The organism is Streptomyces sp. NPDC013455, assembly GCF_040632975.1.
Classification (GTDB): domain Bacteria; phylum Actinomycetota; class Actinomycetes; order Streptomycetales; family Streptomycetaceae; genus Streptomyces.
Genome location: NZ_JBEYCX010000001.1, coordinates 481,140 through 498,086 on the forward strand (window position 1 = coordinate 481,140; position 16,947 = coordinate 498,086).

Annotated in this window: 15 protein-coding genes; 4 read left to right on the top strand and 11 right to left on the bottom strand. The window is 70.6% G+C overall.

Annotated elements, in window-relative coordinates; all coding sequences use genetic code 11:
* The first annotated feature begins 129 nt into the window (after positions 1-129).
* Positions 130-351 carry a zinc ribbon domain-containing protein gene (locus ABZ576_RS02150; protein WP_360734808.1) on the top strand — a complete coding sequence of 74 codons (222 nt, stop codon included), beginning with the start codon at positions 130-132 and terminating at the stop codon, positions 349-351.
* On the opposite strand, the gene ABZ576_RS02155 is transcribed toward ABZ576_RS02150, so the two are convergent.
* Genes ABZ576_RS02155 through ABZ576_RS02165 form a run of 3 tightly spaced genes read right to left on the bottom strand, consistent with a single transcriptional unit; the run spans position 348 to position 4,891 of the window.
* The gene (locus tag ABZ576_RS02155) at positions 348-1,169 is read right to left on the bottom strand and encodes an HAD family hydrolase (RefSeq protein ID WP_360734810.1); all 822 of its coding nucleotides are present in this window, start codon (positions 1,167-1,169) and stop codon (positions 348-350) included. The genes ABZ576_RS02150 and ABZ576_RS02155 overlap by 4 nt on opposite strands.
* Entirely contained in the window at positions 1,169-3,697 is a 2,529-nt protein-coding gene (locus tag ABZ576_RS02160) for a phosphoribosyltransferase (RefSeq protein ID WP_360734812.1), read from the bottom strand. The genes ABZ576_RS02155 and ABZ576_RS02160 overlap by 1 nt, the downstream gene beginning before the upstream one ends.
* Before the next feature lie 27 nt (positions 3,698-3,724).
* Positions 3,725-4,891 (bottom strand): HpcH/HpaI aldolase/citrate lyase family protein, encoded by a 1,167-nt coding sequence (locus ABZ576_RS02165; protein WP_360734814.1) that lies wholly within the window; start codon positions 4,889-4,891, stop codon positions 3,725-3,727.
* A 174-nt stretch (positions 4,892-5,065) separates the two neighbouring features.
* Here ABZ576_RS02165 and ABZ576_RS02170 point away from each other — a divergent pair, with 174 nt between their 5' ends.
* Positions 5,066-5,794, top strand: coding sequence for a TerD family protein (locus tag ABZ576_RS02170; protein WP_360734815.1), 729 nt, complete (start codon positions 5,066-5,068; stop codon positions 5,792-5,794).
* Positions 5,795-5,908: 114 nt separating this feature from the next.
* Here ABZ576_RS02170 and ABZ576_RS02175 read toward each other — a convergent pair whose 3' ends face one another.
* The 6 genes from ABZ576_RS02175 to ABZ576_RS02200 form a co-directional block, all read right to left on the bottom strand.
* Positions 5,909-6,646: a Tellurium resistance gene (locus ABZ576_RS02175; protein ID WP_360734817.1), complete on the bottom strand. Its 738-nt coding sequence runs from the start codon at positions 6,644-6,646 to the stop codon at positions 5,909-5,911.
* A gap of 88 nt (positions 6,647-6,734) precedes the next feature.
* Complete coding sequence (locus ABZ576_RS02180) at positions 6,735-7,874, bottom strand: DUF475 domain-containing protein (protein WP_360734819.1); 1,140 nt, start codon at positions 7,872-7,874, stop codon at positions 6,735-6,737.
* A 76-nt stretch (positions 7,875-7,950) separates the two neighbouring features.
* Positions 7,951-8,529 carry a TerD family protein gene (locus tag ABZ576_RS02185; protein ID WP_360734821.1) on the bottom strand — a complete coding sequence of 193 codons (579 nt, stop codon included), beginning with the start codon at positions 8,527-8,529 and terminating at the stop codon, positions 7,951-7,953.
* Between the two features lie 125 nt (positions 8,530-8,654).
* Positions 8,655-9,230 (bottom strand): TerD family protein, encoded by a 576-nt coding sequence (locus ABZ576_RS02190; protein ID WP_360734823.1) that lies wholly within the window; start codon positions 9,228-9,230, stop codon positions 8,655-8,657.
* Between the two features lie 138 nt (positions 9,231-9,368).
* Positions 9,369-9,827, bottom strand: coding sequence for a peroxiredoxin (locus ABZ576_RS02195; RefSeq protein WP_360734825.1), 459 nt, complete (start codon positions 9,825-9,827; stop codon positions 9,369-9,371).
* 135 nt (positions 9,828-9,962) lie between these two features.
* Complete coding sequence (locus tag ABZ576_RS02200; protein ID WP_030649446.1) at positions 9,963-10,400, bottom strand: DUF3052 domain-containing protein; 438 nt, start codon at positions 10,398-10,400, stop codon at positions 9,963-9,965.
* Between the two features lie 415 nt (positions 10,401-10,815).
* Between ABZ576_RS02200 and aceE the strand changes: the two genes are divergently transcribed.
* Both aceE and ABZ576_RS02210 read left to right on the top strand, forming a co-directional pair.
* Positions 10,816-13,563 carry a pyruvate dehydrogenase (acetyl-transferring), homodimeric type gene (aceE, locus tag ABZ576_RS02205; RefSeq protein ID WP_360734826.1) on the top strand — a complete coding sequence of 916 codons (2,748 nt, stop codon included), beginning with the start codon at positions 10,816-10,818 and terminating at the stop codon, positions 13,561-13,563.
* A gap of 257 nt (positions 13,564-13,820) precedes the next feature.
* Entirely contained in the window at positions 13,821-14,708 is an 888-nt protein-coding gene (locus ABZ576_RS02210) for a potassium channel family protein (protein WP_360734828.1), read from the top strand.
* On the opposite strand, the gene ABZ576_RS02215 is transcribed toward ABZ576_RS02210, so the two are convergent.
* Positions 14,662-14,967 (bottom strand): small hydrophobic protein, encoded by a 306-nt coding sequence (locus tag ABZ576_RS02215; RefSeq protein WP_360734830.1) that lies wholly within the window; start codon positions 14,965-14,967, stop codon positions 14,662-14,664. The genes ABZ576_RS02210 and ABZ576_RS02215 overlap by 47 nt on opposite strands.
* 261 nt (positions 14,968-15,228) lie before the next feature.
* Positions 15,229-16,848: an MFS transporter gene (locus tag ABZ576_RS02220; RefSeq protein ID WP_360734832.1), complete on the bottom strand. Its 1,620-nt coding sequence runs from the start codon at positions 16,846-16,848 to the stop codon at positions 15,229-15,231.
* Positions 16,849-16,947 lie beyond the last annotated feature (99 nt).

A 16,947-nucleotide genomic window follows, 5' to 3' on the forward strand; every position in this document is an offset into this window, starting at 1 on the left:
CATCCTCGCAACGGCGTTCACAAATTATCAGTAACGTTTTCGAATGCCCTGCACATATGCCGGATGGAAAGCAAGACTGATGAAACATTGAGACGTGGCCGACCGGGCCTTGACGGCTAACCTTGGCGCATGCCTCGCTATGAGTACCGCTGCCGGACCTGCGGCGACACGTTCGAACTCTCCCGTCCGATGGCTCAGTCCGCGGCCCCCGCGAGCTGCCCCGCCGGCCACGACGACACGGTGAAGTTGTTGTCGACGGTGGCCGTGGGCGGCGTGTCGCAGACATCCGCGCCCGCACCGGCGCCGAGGGCCGGCGGGGGCGGGTGCTGCGGTGGAGGGTGCTGCGGTTAGCCGCCCACGGGGGCGTCGTGCGCGGATCTCAGGAACTCCCGCAGGATCCGCTCGCCCGCCAGCACCCCCCGCTCCGGCAGCGCGCTGATGCCCGGCGCGCTCCAGCCGGTGTCGGCCAGCTCGCCGTGGCCGGGGCGCCAGCCCCGGTCGGCGGCCAGCAGCAGGTCGGCGTCGAGCAGGGAGTCCCCCGCGGCCAGCGTCAGCTCCGCGCCGGCCCGGCGGGCCACCTCGCGGACGGCCGCGCTCTTGGTGAGCGGCTTGGGCACGGCGTAGATCTTGCGGCCTTGCAGGGACACCGTCCAGCCGCGGTTCTCCGCCCACACCGCCAGCTCCTTCACCCAGTCCGCGGGCAGCAGCTCGCGCTCGACCACCAGGTAGGCGAACAGGTCCTCGGCGACCCGGTGCTTGCGCACCCAGACCGGGTCGGCGGAGCGCAGCAGGTGCTCGCGGACCTCCTCCAGCGGTGCGCACTCGTCGGCGAGCCGCGCCAGCACGCCCGCGTGCCAGTCGGCGTCCGTGACCCCGTCCACCAGCAGGTGGCCGCCGTTGGCGCAGATCGCGTACTTCGGCGGCGGGCCGGGCAGGTTGATGCGCTGGTACTGCTTGCGCGTCCGGGTCGTCGTCGGCGCGAAGACGGCCGTGTCGCCGAGGTCGGTCAGCAGCCGGGCCGCGGTCTCCGTCATGTAGGAGAGCGGCTTGGCCTCGTGCACCTCCACGCACAGCAGCCGGGGGGCCCGCGCGTCCGGCATGGTCAGCGCGAGGGCCGCCGCGGAGTAGATCAGCGTACGGTCGAGGTCGCTCGCCACCAGCACCGGCATCAGACGTTCACCGCCTTGCCGTCGGCGCCCGTGGCCCCGCGCGTGTACCTGGGGTGGATCAGCCCGACGCAGGTGTACGGCAGCTCGCCGACCTCCTCGACCGGCACCCCGCGCTGCTCGGCGAGGAGCCGCACGTGGTCCAGGTCGGCGCCGGCCCCCGCCCGGGCGAGGATCTTCCACGGCACCCGGCGCAGCAGCACCCGGGTGGTCTCGCCGACGCCCGGTTTGACCAGGTTGACGTCGTGGATGCCGTACTCCTCACTGATCCGCTCCACGGCCCGCCAGCCCGCCCAGGTGGGGGTGCGGTCCTCGGCCAGCAGCTCCTTGACCGCGCCGTCGACGGCGTCGGTCACCTCGGGGAAACGGGCGGAGACGGCGTCCAGGAAGGCGACGGAGACGTCGGCGCCGGCGAGTTCGCGGTAGAACTTGGCGCCGTGGAAGTCGTGCGGCCCGACCAGGTCGGCGCGCAGCACCGTGCGGGAGATCAGACCGGACACGGTCGAGTTCAGGCAGGCGGACGGGATGAGGAAGTCCTCGCGGGTGCCGTAGGTGCGCACGCAGGAGCCGGGGTCGGCGAGGACGGCGATCTCCGGGTCGAAGCCGGTGACCCCCTCCCGCTCCTCGAAGGCGCGGACGGCCTCCGTCAGCTCGCGGGTGATCGCGCCCTTGCCGGTCCAGCCGTCGACGAAGACGACGTCGCGGGGGTCGTGACGGTCGGCGAGCCAGCGCAGCGCGTTGGCGTCGATGCCCCGGCCGCGCACGATCGACACCGCGTAGTGCGGGAGGTCGAGACCGTGCCGGAACCGTGCCCAGCGGCGCATGAGGATGCCGACCGGGGTGCCCGCGCGGGCGAGGGAGACCAGCACCGGGCGGGGCGACCGCTCGGTGATCACCGTCTCGGTGACCACCCCGACCGCCCGGGCCAGCCGGGCGGCGGACGCCTCCAGGGCCGTCCGGAACAGCTCCTGGTACTGCTCGCTGGGCTGGTACTCCACCGGCAGCGACTCGGCGTAGTGCGCGCCGCCGCTCTGGATGGCCTCCTCCCGCTCCTCGGTCGGCGCCTCCAGGGTCACGTCCGACAGGTCCTGGAGCAGCCAGCCGACCTCCTCGGGGGCGTACGAGGAGAACGCGGGGCCGCGGAGGGGCTCGGGCAGCATGGCCGGCCTTTCGGGAGCGGGCGGGACGTACGAGGGGACGACAGCGAGCAGGACGTGCGGGACGTGCGCCGCGAGCCGGGCCAGCAGGCCGTCGGCCGCGTGCAGGGCCGGGGTGTCGGCGACCGAGTCGACCACGGCGACGACGGTGTCGAAGCCGCCGCCCGCGACGTTGTAGGCGTACCGCTCGCCGGGGCCGTCGGCCGGGTCGTCGTGGGCCGGGAAGACCAGGCGGGTACGGATCGCGTAGCCGGGGTCGTCCACCGCCAGGACGGGCGAGCGCGTGGTGGTGGAGAACCGGACCTCGGCGTCCGTGCTCAGCTCCAGTTCGCGGGCGAGCCGCAGCGGGGCGTACATCAGCTCCTCGGAGCCGAGGACGAGAACGCGCCGGGCGCCGGCGGGCAGGGCGTCCCGCAGACGGGCGGCCATGGCGGGCAGGGCCGCCTCCAGGCGCTCCCGGTGGGACGGGGTGAACCCGTGCCGGCCGCCGTCGGGCAGGCCGGGGGGCCAGTGCAGGTCGACCCGGCCGGGCCGGCGCGTTTCGTGGGGGGCGCGGGCCGGGGCACCGGGCGGATCCGCCGCGCCGGGGGTCCCGCCGGGTCCGGGCGGAGCCGGGGCGGCGGCGGGGCGGTCGGCCGCGACGGCGTCGCACCCGGCGGATTCGTGTCGCGCGACCAGTTCCCGCCCCTTCTCCAGCACTCCGTCCGGCAGCCGGACGGTCCCGGAAGCCGTGGCGAGCACGTCCACCCGCGCTCCGATCCCCTCCGCGAACTCGCGGAGGCGAGCCGTGTCCTCCGGCGAGCGCATGTCGACCAGGGCGACCACCGCATACCGCCGCCGCGGATGCCGTTCGTGCAGGTCACGGATGGTGTTGAGGACGGTGTTGCCGGTGGAGAACTCGTCGTCCACCAGCACCAGCGGCCCGTCCCCGGCCAGCAGACCGGCATCCTCCGGCAGCAGGAGGTGCGACGTGGCGTGCGAGTGCGACTCCTCGAAGCCGCCCGCGCGGGCGACCCCGGCCACCGGCCGCCGCGTGGAGTGCAGGTACGGCACCGGGCCGAGTCCGTCGGCCACCGCGTGCCCCAGCCCCGTCGCGGTCTCCGCGTACCCGAGGACGACGGCGCTCTCCGCCTCCGCACCGAGCAGCGCGGCGACCCGCCGGCCCAGCCGGAAGCCGTGGTCGTACACCACCGACGGCGACTGCGGGACGTGCTTGCCGAGGACGTTGGAGACCAGCAGGTGGGCCCGCTTCGGGTTGCGGCGCAGCGCGAGCCCCAGCAGGGCCGGCAGTCCGTCGTCGCCCACGAGCTCGACCCCGAGCCGTTCGGCGACCCAGCTGCCGGACCAGACCCCGTCGTTCACTGCGTTCTTCATGCGTTCCTTGGTCAGGTGGAGAAGGGTTCAGCCGGGTATGCCGGCGGCGAGCAGTTCCACGAAGCCGACGTCCTCGTTGGCGACGCCGAACACCTCGGCGCGCAGCAGGGTCCGCTCGGCCCAGGCGCGGTGCGGTTTCACTTCGTTCATCTTGTTCGTATAGGCGGACCGGAGTACACCCCCACCGCCGCGTTCCGGCCGCAGGATGTCCTGGGCGTCGCTGAACTCCTCGTGGCTGACCACAGAGAGCGCGTGCACGGGCAGGACGTGGGAGGGGTGGATGCAGGTCTTGCCGAGCAGGCCGTTGGCCTGGTCGAGGGAGATCTCCCGCAGCAGTCCGTCCATGGCGTGTGCGATGAGCTTCTCGCGCAGTTCGACCGCCCGCACCTCCAGGAACGGGCTGTGCCGCAGCTGCGGCTTGAACATGCGTTCGGAGGCGCGGAAGTACTCCCAGACCGGGCCGGTGACGGTGAAGCCGGTGCCGTCGGCGCGGCCCAGCACGTTCACGACGTCGGCGATCGCGGAGGCGACGATCTGGACGTCGTAGGCGGTCATGTCGGGGGCGCGGCGCAGGCCGTAGGAGGAGCAGAAGTCCGTCACGCCGAGGCGGAGGGCCAGCACCCGCTCGCGGTGCTTGTCGACGGCGCGGAAGATGCCCTCCAGGGTCTCCCCGCGGGACTCCAGGTAGAGCAGCTCGGGGGACTCCAGGACCGGCATGGCGAAGAGCCGGCGGCCGCCGGCCGTCTCGGCGGCGTGCAGCGCCTCCAGGAAGGGCATGCCGCGTTCCTCGGTGAACTTCGGCAGCACGAATCCGCTCAGCAGGCGCGCGGACGGGCCGAGGCGGCGGACCAGGTCCGGTATCTGCTCGGGGGTGCGCACCCGGATGAACAGCAGGGGCGGCTCCACCCCCGCACGCGCGTCGAGGTCGGCGAACTGCGCCACGAGATTGGCCTCGCCCGCCCCGACGTCCGCGTCGTCGATCGAGTCCTCCAGGCACAGCACCATCGAGACCACGCCGTTGCCCGCCTGCTTGACGATGTCGTCGGCGAGCCGCGGCCGGGTGGCCGGGCTGTACAGCGTGGCGCCCAGGGCGGCGGAGAGCAGCCGGGCCGGGGAGTCGGCGGTGAACGCGCACGGCTCCTGATGGAAGAGGCGCTGCCGCACCTCAGGGGCGATGTGCCCGAAATGACGCATTGAACTCCCTTGGAGCGCGAGCCGAGCCTCTGGGTTCGGTAAAGGGTGGCCGGTAATAGTACGTAGGGATCCATGTCGGGGGTTCCCGACGGGCATGAATTCCCGGTAACCCGCTCGTGTCGGTGCCAACCCCCCGCATTGTCGTGACCAGGACCGAGAGGGCAGGATGACCGCATGACGCACGCGATGCTGAAGGGGTCGAACGTCCCGCTCGAAGCCACCACGGTGCGCGCCGTGCTGCGCTGGACGCCCGGGCAGGAGGCCCCGGACGTGGACGTGTCGGCGCTGCTGCTCGGTTCCGACGGCCGTGTGCGCTCCGACGAGGACTTCGTCTTCTACAACCAGCCCCGGCACCCCTCCGGAACGGTGTGGCGGCTGGGCAAGAAGCGGGTCACCGAAGGTCTGACCGACACGATCCAGACAGACCTCGCCGGCGTCGAGCCGGGTGTCGGCCGGATCCTGCTGGTCGCCTCCGCGGACGGGGTCCCCTTCGACCGGGTGCCCGCGCTGTGCGTCCTGCTGTACGACGCGGCGGTCGCCGACGGGGAGCCGCTGGCCCGGTTCGACATCAAGCCGGAGACCGGCGCCGAGACGGCGCTGATCTGCGGTGAGCTGTACCGGCGCGGGGAGGGCTGGAAGTTCCGGGCCCTGGGCGAGGGCTACTCCAACGGTCTCAAGGGGCTGGCCACGGACTTCGGCATCTCGGTGGACGAGTCGGAGGCGGCGGAGCCGCCGGCCGAGCCGGTGGCCTCCCCGCCGCTGCCGCCCGAGCAGCCGACGTCGGCGGTGCCGTCGCAGCCGCCCGCGTACGGCTATCCGCAGCCGATGACCCCGCCGGCGCCCCCGGCGGGGGACCCGTACTTCCGGCTGCCGCCGCAGGGGCCGCAGTTCATCGGACGGTAGGCCGCCCGCCGGCTGCGGGCCCCGGGTCGTACGGCGGCCGCGGGCCGCTCGGGGCCGCCGTACGCCGGCCCGCGTCCCGGACGCGGCGGCCCTGCCCCGCTGCGCGGGGCGCCCCTATCTGTCCGCCTTCGTCTTGAACCCCCGGCCCCACTGGAGTCCCCAGCCGTACAGGCGGTCGAGTTCGCCCTGGAAGCCGTAGACGAACTTGACCTCGCGGCGGACCATCACCTCGCCCTTGACGTTCTCGATCAGGACGACCGCGCAGGAGCGGGCCTGGGGGTGGCGTTCGTCCAGGCCTATCTCGATGCGGGGGCCGTTGCTCGGGTAGAGGGTGACGACGGCGTGCGTACGGTCGAAGGCGGGGGTCTGGTCGTAGATGTAGACGAAGACCAGCAGGCGTTTCAGGGCCTCGCGGTGGTCGAGGTTGACGTACATCGTCTCGCCGGACGCCGAGCCGAAGCGGTCGTCGCCGCTGAGTTTGACGTACGGCGGTGCGTTGACGTCGCCGAGGTAGCCGCCGAGCGGCTGGACGACCCCCTTGGTGCCGTCGGCCAGCTCGTACAGGCAGCCGAGGTCGAGGTCGACGTTGACCATGCTCTGCCCGTGACCGAGGACCTCCGGCGGCTTCAGCGCCTTGAAGGGGTGCCGGAAGAGGCTGGTGCGCTGGGCGCCGTCGAAGTCGGAGGTGCGCATCCGCCAGGAGAGGTTGACGCGCAGGTGGCCGGTGGCCGCTTCCTGTTTGGTGAGGGACACCGTCGGGTGCCGCCTGGTCAGTTCGATGGCGTTGCTCGACGCGTTGCCCGAGTCGAAGTCGGCGGCACGCCCGCCCAGCAGTCCGTCGAAGAAACCCATTCCCGCCCCCAGGTACCTGTTGTGACGCCGAGGGGGCGGCCGACCACGCCGGCCGCCCCGCTCAGAGCGTTCCTCACCGATCGGGGTGTCACACCCCGGAGGAGACCTCGGTCTTCTCGCCGGTGCCTTCGCCGGCCGCGGCCAGTGCGCGGTTGCGGCGGACGGAGGAGAAGAACGACCAGGCGATCAGGACGACGCCGACCAGGCCGGTGACGACCTCGTTGATCTCGTACCGGATGGTGACCAGGAGGATCACGGCCAGGGCGCCGATGGCGTAGTGGGCGCCGTGCTCCAGGTAGACGTAGTCGTCGAGGGTGCCCTGGCGGACCAGGTACACGGTGAGCGACCGGACGTACATCGCGCCGATGCCCAGGCCGAGGGCCATCAGGACGATGTCGTTGGTGATGGCGAAGGCGCCGATCACGCCGTCGAAGGAGAAGGACGCGTCCAGGACCTCCAGGTAGAGGAACATGAAGAACGCGGCCTGGCCGGCCAGGACGATCGCCGGCTTCTGCTTGCCGGAGCGGGCGGCCTCTTCCTCCTCCTCGTGCTCGCGCTCCTCCTCTTCCTCCAGCTTGTCCTCGAAGTAGCCGGAGAGACCGCCGACGATCATGTAGGTGATCAGACCGGCGATACCGGCGATGAGGACCGTCTGGGCCTTGTCCACATGGGCGCCGCCGTGCTGGTGGGCCTGGGTGGCGAAGGTGAAGGACGTGATCAGCAGGGCGATCAGGGCGATGCAGACCGACAGCATGTCGACCTTGCCGAGCTTGGCCAGGGGCCGCTCCAGCCAGCCGAGCCACTTGATGTCCCGGTCCTCGAAGATGAAGTCGAGGAAGATCATCAGCAGGAACATGCCACCGAAGGCGGCGATCGCCGGGTGGGCGTCGGTGACCAGTTCCTGGTAGCGCTCCTTGTTGTTCAGAGCGAGGTCGACGGCCTCGATCGGGCCCAGCTTGGCGCTGATCGCGACGATGACGACGGGGAAGACCAGCCGCATGCCGAAGACCGCGATGAGGACGCCGATCGTGAGGAAGACCTTCTGCCAGAAGGCGTTCATCTTCTTCAGGATGCCGGCGTTGACCACCGCGTTGTCGAAGGACAGCGAGATCTCGAGGATGGCCAGGATCGCCACGATCCCGAAGCCCGTCCACCCCCCGTAGAACGCCGCCGCGACCAGACCGAGCGCGGTGACCGCGAACGACCAGCCGAAGGTTTTCAGAAGCACTGGCTACCCCATCATCTGTTGGGGACCCCTCCCAGACGGAATCCGGGGGAGGGTCGCCCCCGCGCCGTACGCGGCTTTACGAAACGTTGACTCCGAAGTCTAGAGCGATGCCCCGAAGGCCTGATGCGTACCCCTGTCCGACCGCACGGAACTTCCACTCGCCCTGGTAGCGGTACAACTCGCCGAAGATCATCGCCGTCTCGGTGGAGGCGTCCTCGCTGAGGTCGTAACGGGCCAGTTCCTGGCCGTCGGCCTGGTTGACGACGCGGATGAAGGCGTTGGAGACCTGGCCGAAGGTCTGGCCGCGCTCGTCCGCCATGTGGATGGACACCGGGAAAATGATCTTCTCGCACTGCACCGGCACCTTGGCGAGGTCCACCAGGATCGACTCGTCGTCGCCCTCGCCCTCACCGGTGAGGTTGTCACCGGTGTGCTCGACCGAGCCGTCCGGGCTCTTGAGCTGGTTGTAGAACACGAACCACTCGTCACCCATCACCCGGTTGCCGGCGCCGCACAGCAGCGCGCTGGCGTCCAGGTCGAAGGGGGCGCCGGTGGTGGACCGCGCGTCCCAGCCGAGCCCGATCAGGACGTTGGTGAGGTTCGGTGCGGCCTTCGAGAGGGAGACGTTGCCCCCCTTGGCGAGTGTGACGCCCATGATGCTGGTCCTCCCCTGGTGGTGCTTCCCTGGTTGTCCTGCACGTCCGGCGCCGCCCCTAAACGGTGCGGCGCCGGACCCGAGGGCCGTGCGGCGTCGGACGTCCCCGCCGGACGCCTCGCGCGTCAGACGTTGACGCCGAAGTCCTGGGCGATACCACGCAGGCCGGAGGCGTAGCCCTGGCCGATGGCGCGGAACTTCCACTCCGCGCCGTGCCGGTAGAGCTCGCCGAAGACCATGGCGGTCTCCGTGGAGGCGTCCTCGCTCAGGTCGTACCGGGCGATCTCGGCCCCGCCGGCCTGGTTCACGACGCGGATGAAGGCGTTGCGGACCTGGCCGAAGGACTGCTGGCGGTTCTCGGCGTCGTAGATCGACACCGGGAAGACGATCTTGTCGATCTCGGCCGGGACGCCGGCCAGGTCGACCTTGATCTGCTCGTCGTCGCCCTCGCCCTCACCGGTGAGGTTGTCACCGGTGTGCTCGACCGAGCCGTCGGGGCTCTTGAGGTTGTTGAAGAAGATGAAGTGCTGGTCGCTGACGACCTTGCCGGAGGTGTTGAGCAGCAGCGCGCTGGCGTCGAGGTCGAAGTCCGTGCCGGTCGTGGTGCGCACGTCCCAGCCCAGACCGACGATGACGGCGGTCAGGCCCGGGGCCTCCTTCGTCAGCGATACGTTGCCGCCCTTGCTGAGGCTGACTCCCACGGGTCCTCCATGTGGTGTCCAGGGGCGGGAAGCCCCGTCGTGCTTCGGATATGGGATCAACGTGCCGATCCTAGTGACGGGTTCCCGCACCCCGCAGACCCTGGAGCCGGAGAATCACAGGTGTCGGCCCGTGGCGGCTCACAGCGTGTCGAGCGCCTTCACGTACTCGTCGAGGTCACGGGCGTCCGGCAGGCCGTTGACCACGGTCCACCGCACGACACCCTCCGTGTCGATGATGAAGGTGCCCCGGACGGCGCAGCCCTTGTCCTCGTCGAAGACGCCGTACGCGCGCGAGACGTCGCCGTGCGGCCAGAAGTCGCTGAGCAGCGGGTACTCCAGGCCCTCCTGCTCGGCGAAGACGCGCAGGCTGTGGATGGAGTCGTTGGAGACGGCGAGCAGCTGGGTGTCGCGGTCGGCGAACCTCGGCAGGTTGTCGCGCAGCTCGCACAGCTCGCCGGTGCACACGCCGGTGAAGGCGAAGGGGTAGAAGAGCAGGACGACGTTCTTTCGGCCGTGGAAGTCGGAGAGCCGCACGGTCCGGCCGTGGTTGTCCTTGAGTTCGAAGTCGGGGGCCTTGTCGCCGACCTGGATCGCCATCGTCGTGCTTCCCTTCGGTGGGCTGTTCGGGTGAGAGGTACGAGCACAGCAAACGCTCGGGTCCACCCTACGCAGCGATCACCGGGGATTCCGGACGGGCCGAGCGATCTCAGCCCGTCCGGCGCCCGAGGACGGTCACCGCTTGGACTTGGCCGCCTTCGGCGTCGCCAGCCGGCTGCCGCTCCAGTCCTTGCCGACGCTGACGCTCTTCGAGGCGGTCAGGCCGGCCGTCGTGGCGGCGTCCTGGATGTCGCTCGGCTCCACGTACCCCGCACGGCCGGTCTTCGGCGTGAGGAGCAGGATCGCGCCGCCCTCTTCGATGTACGTGGTGGCATCCACCAGCGCATCCGTCAGGTCGCCGTCGTCGTCACGGAACCACAGCACAACGGCGTCGGCCACGTCGTCGTAGTCCTCGTCCATGAGGTCGCCTGCGATGGTTTCCTCGATGGCCTCGCGGAGCTCCTGATCGACGTCGTCGTCGTAGCCGATCTCCTGGACCACCTGCCCGGGCTGGAACCCCAGCCTGGCGGCAGGGTTCGTCCGCTCCTCCGCGTGGTCCGCGGTCGCGCTCACGGGTTGCCTCCTGATCATGTCTTGGTAAGTATCTCAGCCACGCGCGTGCGCGAAGCATTGGCCGTAGTCCACACGGGCGGGGCGGATCGCGCAAGTACCCGGCCGTCGGGACCGCCGAAACGGTGACGATCCCGGCCCTGTGGTCACAACTCCTGGAACCGTATCCCGAATCCGCGCGGCCCACATCACGCCGATGTGCCCGGTTTGCGCGGTTCGGAATCATCCACTGTCACGCAGCTCGAACAACTTTGCCAAGCACGTCACACCCCGGGCGTATCGTTGCGTTTTGACCGGGACCACCGGTGGGCGCCGGTGCGGACGACGATGGAGATGACGTACGCCTTCCCGCGGTACACGATGGGGAACGGTGTAGGCAGGTGCAAAAAATCTGGCCCTCCGACAGGTAAGGAACAGCGTGGCTTCCGGATCCGATCGCAATCCGATCATCATTGGCGGCCTTCCGAGTCAGGTTCCTGACTTCGATCCCGAAGAGACCCAGGAGTGGCTCGACTCCCTGGACGCCGCCGTCGACGAGCGCGGCCGGGAGCGGGCCCGCTATCTCATGCTGCGCCTGATCGAGCGGGCCCGCGAGAGGCGCGTGGCCGTGCCCGAGATGCGCAGCACGGACTACGTCAACACGATCCCGACCAAGAGCGAGCCGTTCTTCCCGGGCAACGAGGAGATCGAGCGCAGGATCCTCAACGCGACCCGCTGGAACGCGGCCGTGATGGTCTCGCGCGCCCAGCGCCCGGGCATCGGCGTCGGCGGCCACATCGCCACCTTCGCCTCCTCCGCCTCCCTCTACGACGTCGGCTTCAACCACTTCTTCCGCGGCAAGGACGAGGGCGACGGCGGCGACCAGGTCTTCTTCCAGGGCCACGCCTCCCCCGGCATCTACGCGCGCGCGTACCTGCTCGACCGGCTCTCCGAGGAGCAGCTGGACGGCTTCCGCCAGGAGAAGTCGGCGTACCCGAAGGCCCTGTCGAGCTACCCGCACCCGCGCTCGATGCCGGACTTCTGGGAGTTCCCGACCGTCTCCATGGGCCTCGGCCCGCTGGGCGCGATCTACCAGGCGCGGATGAACCGCTACATGGAGGCGCGCGGCATCGCCGACACCTCCAGGTCCCACGTGTGGGCGTTCCTCGGCGACGGCGAGATGGACGAGCCCGAGTCGCTCGGCCAGCTCACCCTGGCCGCCCGGGAGGGCCTGGACAACCTGACCTTCGTGGTCAACTGCAATCTCCAGCGGCTGGACGGCCCGGTGCGCGGCAACGGCAAGATCATCCAGGAGCTGGAGTCGGTCTTCCGGGGCGCCGGCTGGAACGTGATCAAGCTGATCTGGGACCGCACCTGGGACCCGCTGCTCGCGCAGGACCGGGACGGCATCCTGGTCAACAAGATGAACATCACGCCGGACGGCCAGTTCCAGACGTACGCCACGGAGTCCGGCGCCTACATCCGCGAGCACTTCTTCGGCGACGACCACCGGCTGCGCGCGATGGTCGAGAACATGACCGACGACCAGATCCTGCACCTGGGCCGTGGCGGCCACGACCACCGCAAGATCTACGCGGCCTTCAAGGCGGCCAAGGAGCACAAGGGCCAGCCGACGGTCATCCTGGCCAAGACGATCAAGGGCTGGACGCTGGGCCCGAACTTCGAGGGCCGCAACGCCACGCACCAGATGAAGAAGCTGACGGTCGACGACCTCAAGCGCTTCCGGGACCGCCTGCACCTGCCGATCTCCGACCAGCAGCTGGAGTCCGGCCTGCCGCCGTACTACCACCCGGGCCGGGACTCGGAGGAGATCCAGTACATGCACGACCGCCGCAAGTCGCTCGGCGGTTACGTCCCGACCCGTGTCGTCCGCTCGAAGCCGCTCGCCCTGCCGGACGACAAGGCGTACGCGACCGTGAAGAAGGGCACGGGCCAGCAGTCCATCGCGACCACCATGGCCTTCGTGCGCCTCCTCAAGGACCTCATGCGGGACAAGGAGATCGGCAAGCGGTTCGTGCTGATCGCGCCGGACGAGTACCGCACGTTCGGCATGGACTCCTTCTTCCCGAGCGCGAAGATCTACAACCCGCTCGGCCAGCAGTACGAGGCGGTGGACCGGGACCTGCTCCTGGCCTACAAGGAGTCGCCGACCGGCCAGATGCTGCACGACGGCATCTCGGAGGCCGGCTGCACGGCCTCGCTGATCGCGGCCGGCTCGGCGTACGCCACGCACGGCGAGCCGCTGATCCCGGTGTACGTCTTCTACTCGATGTTCGGGTTCCAGCGCACCGGCGACCAGTTCTGGCAGATGGCCGACCAGCTGTCGCGCGGCTTCGTCCTGGGTGCGACCGCCGGCCGTACGACCCTGACGGGCGAGGGTCTGCAGCACGCGGACGGCCACTCGCAGCTGCTGGCATCGACCAACCCGGCGTGCGTGGCGTACGACCCGGCGTACGCCTACGAGATCGCGCACATCGTGCAGGACGGCCTGCGCCGCATGTACGGCGCGGACGCCGAGCACCCGCACGGCGAGGACGTCTTCTACTACCTCACCGTCTACAACGAGCCCATCCAGCACCCCGCGGAGCCGGCGGACGTGGACGTCGAGGGCATCCTCCGGGGCGTCCACAAGCTGAGCGAGGGCACGGCGGGCTCGATCCCGGCGCAGATCATGGCGTCGGGCGTGGCGGTCCCCTGGGCGCTGGAGGCGCAGCGGATCCTCGCCGAGGACTGGAACGTCAAGGCGGACGTGTGGTCCGCGACCTCCTGGAACGAGCTGCGCCGCGAGGCGGTGGAGTGCGAGCGGCACAACCTGCTGCACCCGGAGGAGGAGCAGCGGGTGCCGTTCGTGACCCGGAAGCTCAGCGGCGCCGAGGGTCCGTTCGTGGCCGTGTCCGACTGGATGCGATCGGTTCCGGACCAGATCGCGCGCTGGGTGCCGGGCACGTACCAGTCCCTGGGCGCCGACGGCTTCGGCTTCGCGGACACCCGGGGCGCCGCGCGCCGCTTCTTCCACATCGACGCCCAGTCGATCGTGCTCGCGGTCCTGACCGAGCTGGCCCGCGAGGGCAAGGTCGACCGGTCCGCGCTGAAGCAGGCCATCGACCGGTACCAGCTGCTGGACGTCTCGGCGGCGGATCCGGGGGCGGCGGGCGGCGACGCGTGACGCCGCGCTCGGCCGGGGCCGGCTTCCCGGCTCCGGCCGACTGCAAGGGCTGGGCCGGCTGTACCGATCGGGCCGACTGCAAGGATCGGGCCGGCTGAGGTTGTGGGGAACTGCGGGCCGGCAGGGGGCTGGTCGCGCAGTTCCCCGCGCCCCTGCGGGCGCGGAGGCGCAGCATCGGGCGCAGTCCCGCGCCCCTTTCGGGGCATGACACCGGCCCCTTCGGGTGGGGGGCTTACGGTTTCTTTACGATTGCGGGCATGGACCAACTGTCGGTGCAGGCTCGGTGGGAGCGGCACACTGAGCGGCCGCTGTTGGCGCTCGCGGTGGCGTTCGCCGTCGCTTACGCGGTGCCGATCGTCGACGCTTCCGCCGGCCGCTCGCTGACGACCGCGTGCACGGTGGTCGAGTGGGTGGTGTGGGGGGCGTTCGCCGTCGACTACCTGGTGCGGCTGGCGCTCGCCCCGCGGCGCGTGCAGTTCGTGCGCCGGCACTGGCTGGACCTGTGCGCCGTGGTGCTGCCGGTCCTCCAGCCGCTGCGGCTGCTGCGGCTGGTGTCGACGCTGCTGCTGGTGGGCCGGCGGGCCCGGATGGCTCCGCAGATCCGGCTGACCACGTATGTCGTCGGGGCCGTCGTCGGCCTGCTGATGTTCGGGTCGCTCGCGGTGCTCTCCGTGGAGCGCGAGTCGCCGCGCGGGAACATCCGGACGCTGGGTGACGCGGTCTGGTGGTCCTTCACCACGATGACGACCGTCGGCTACGGCGATCACGCCCCGACCACCGGGCTGGGGCGGATGATCGCCGTGGGACTCATGGTGTCCGGGATCGCCCTGCTGGGTGTGGTCACCGCGAACATCGCCGCGTGGTTCATCTCGCGGTTCGAGAAGGACGACGTGGAGGAGCGGCGGCAGACGGAGGCGATCGCCGCTCTGACCGAGGAGGTGCGCTCGCTGCGGGCGGAGGTGGCCCGGCTGGCGGAGCGTGAGCGTCCCGAGGGGACGCGGGGCGAGACACCGCCCGGCTCCGCCGCGTGGGCGCGGACAGCCACCACGCACCCGCAGCCGCGGGACGACCGGCAGCCCTACGGCGGGCCGCTGTCGGCTACAGAAGCCCGTGGCCCCAGGTCGCCGCGCCCGCCAGGGCGATGATGGCCAGCAACGTGTCGATCGCGCCCAGGATCAGAGCCACCAGGGCCGGCACGTTGCCGTCGTTCGACCACTTGCGGCCCATCGCCTGCCAGCCGCAGAACATCGCCACCGGACCCAGCACGATGCCCAGCGCGAAGAAGCCTGCCACCGCGCAGATCGTGCCGATGATTCCGAGCGTCGCGCGGTCCGGCCCGGTGCGTTGCCACGTCCGGCCACGCGACCGGGGGTACCCGCGCGTTCCGTGCCCGAAGCCTGCCATCATCAACTCCCTGAGGCTTGTGACCAGTTCGGCTTCGGAGTGCGGGTACCCCGGTTCCGCCGGGGCAGACCTGCGCGCGCTGCCCCCCTCCAGCAGCGCGCGCCGCGGCCCGTCCGTCCCCCCATGCCCTGCGGAGGAGTTGACCCACTGTGACCTGCGGCGCGTGCCGAGGGCGAGGGATCTTTAGCCGAGTCACCCTGATAGGGGAACTCCGCCGAGAACAGCCGGGCCACGCCCAGGACGGCGGCGGGGGGCGGGGGTTCAGATGTGGCCCACGCCCGCGCCGGCCTCGGCGTTCGCGCCCCGCTTGGTGAACAGCGCGACGAATATGGCGAGCACGGCCACGCCGGCCGCGACCAGGGAGGCGAGGGTCATTCCGGAGAGGAAGGTGTCGTGGGCCACGGCGGTGATCTTCGTGACGACCGGTTCCGGCATGTCCTTCGTCACCGGGGCCACTCCCACCTGGACCGCCTCGGACGCCTTGTCCAGCTGACCGGGCGTCAGCTTCGGCAGCCCCGCCTGCGCCCACTTGCCCGGCAGTTCGCTGTCGACCCTGGAGGCCATGACGGCGCCCAGCACCGCCGTACCGAGACTGCTGCCGATCTGCATGGCCGCCTGCTGGAGGCCGCCCGCCACGCCGGACAGCTCCATGGGGGCGTTGCCGACGATGACCTCGGTGGCGCCCACCATGACCGGCGCGAGGCCGAGGCCGAGCAGCGCGAACCAGAGGGACATCACACCGCTGCCGGTGTCGGCCTCCAGAGTCGACATGCCGTACAGGGCGACCCCGGTCACGGCCATGCCGGCGGCCAGCGGGACGCGCGGGCCGAACCGGGTGATCGCGGTGCCGGCGAGCGGCGAGCCGACGATCATCATGCCGGTGAGCGGCAGCAGGTGCAGGCCGGCCTCGACCGGGCTCATCCCGTGGACGTTCTGGAGGTAGAACGTCACGAAGAACAGGCCGCCCATGAAGGAGATGGCCATCAGGACCATCAGGACGACGCCCGCCGACAGCGCGACCGAGCGGAACAGGCCCAGCGGGATCAGCGGTTCGGCCACCCTCGTCTCCCAGAGGGCGAAGGCGGCGAAGAGCAGCACGGACCCGGCGATGAACAGCCAGGTCCTGCCGTCGCCCCAGCCCCAGCTCGGGGCCTTGATCAGCGCCCAGACCAGGCAGAACATCGCGCCGGACAGCAGGACGATGCCGGGCAGGTCGAAGGAGCGGGGGGCGTTCTCGGCCCGGTGGTCGAGCAGGATCAGCGCGCCGAGGAGCAGTGCGAGGACACCGACCGGCACGTTGATGAAGAACACCGACTGCCAGTTGACGTGCTCGACGAGGACACCGCCGAGGATCGGGCCGCCGGCCGTCGAGGCGCCGATCACCATGCCCCAGACGCCGATGGCCATGTTGAGCTTCTCGGCCGGGAAGGTGGCCCGCAGCACGCCGAGCGCGGCCGGCATCAGCAGTGCGCCGAACAGTCCCTGGAAGACCCGGAAGGTGACGACCGCGGCGATGCTCCCGGACAGCCCGATGGCGCCGGAGGCGGCGGCGAAGCCGGTCACGCCGATGAGGAAGGTCTGCCGGTGGCCGAAGCGGTCACCGAGCTTGCCCGCGGTGATCAGCGTGACCGCGAGGGCGAGGAAGTAGGCGTTGGAGACCCACTGCACGTCGGCGAAGGACGCGTGGAGGTCGTCGCGGATGGCCGGGTTCGCGATGGCCACGATGGTGCCGTCCAGGGCCACCATCATGACCCCCACGGCGACGGTGATCAGGGTGAGCCACGGGTGGCCGCGCAGGCCGGCGCCCGGGCGGGGCCCCGACGGGGGTGCGGGCGTCCCGTCCCCCGGTCCCGTCGCGTCGACGGTGGTCTGACTAGTCATAAACTCAGGTTAGTGACAGCCTCTGACAGTTGACAAACCGATTCAATAGCCGGTCGCTGACACTTCTGAGGCGCATAGGCTGTGCCGGTCGGACGCGCA

Excerpts from the sequence above, each read along its gene's own strand:
- ABZ576_RS02150 (WP_360734808.1), top strand. The coding sequence starts at position 130 with ATGCCTCGCTATGAGTACCGCTGCCGGACCTGCGGCGACACGTTCGAA.
- ABZ576_RS02155 (WP_360734810.1), bottom strand. The coding sequence starts at position 1,169 with ATGCCGGTGCTGGTGGCGAGCGACCTCGACCGTACGCTGATCTACTCC.
- ABZ576_RS02160 (WP_360734812.1), bottom strand. The coding sequence starts at position 3,697 with ATGAAGAACGCAGTGAACGACGGGGTCTGGTCCGGCAGCTGGGTCGCC.
- ABZ576_RS02165 (WP_360734814.1), bottom strand. The coding sequence starts at position 4,891 with ATGCGTCATTTCGGGCACATCGCCCCTGAGGTGCGGCAGCGCCTCTTC.
- ABZ576_RS02170 (WP_360734815.1), top strand. The coding sequence starts at position 5,066 with ATGACGCACGCGATGCTGAAGGGGTCGAACGTCCCGCTCGAAGCCACC.
- ABZ576_RS02175 (WP_360734817.1), bottom strand. The coding sequence starts at position 6,646 with ATGGGTTTCTTCGACGGACTGCTGGGCGGGCGTGCCGCCGACTTCGAC.
- ABZ576_RS02185 (WP_360734821.1), bottom strand. The coding sequence starts at position 8,529 with ATGGGCGTCACACTCGCCAAGGGGGGCAACGTCTCCCTCTCGAAGGCC.
- ABZ576_RS02195 (WP_360734825.1), bottom strand. The coding sequence starts at position 9,827 with ATGGCGATCCAGGTCGGCGACAAGGCCCCCGACTTCGAACTCAAGGAC.
- ABZ576_RS02210 (WP_360734828.1), top strand. The coding sequence starts at position 13,821 with ATGGACCAACTGTCGGTGCAGGCTCGGTGGGAGCGGCACACTGAGCGG.
- ABZ576_RS02215 (WP_360734830.1), bottom strand. The coding sequence starts at position 14,967 with ATGGCAGGCTTCGGGCACGGAACGCGCGGGTACCCCCGGTCGCGTGGC.
- ABZ576_RS02220 (WP_360734832.1), bottom strand. The coding sequence starts at position 16,848 with ATGACTAGTCAGACCACCGTCGACGCGACGGGACCGGGGGACGGGACG.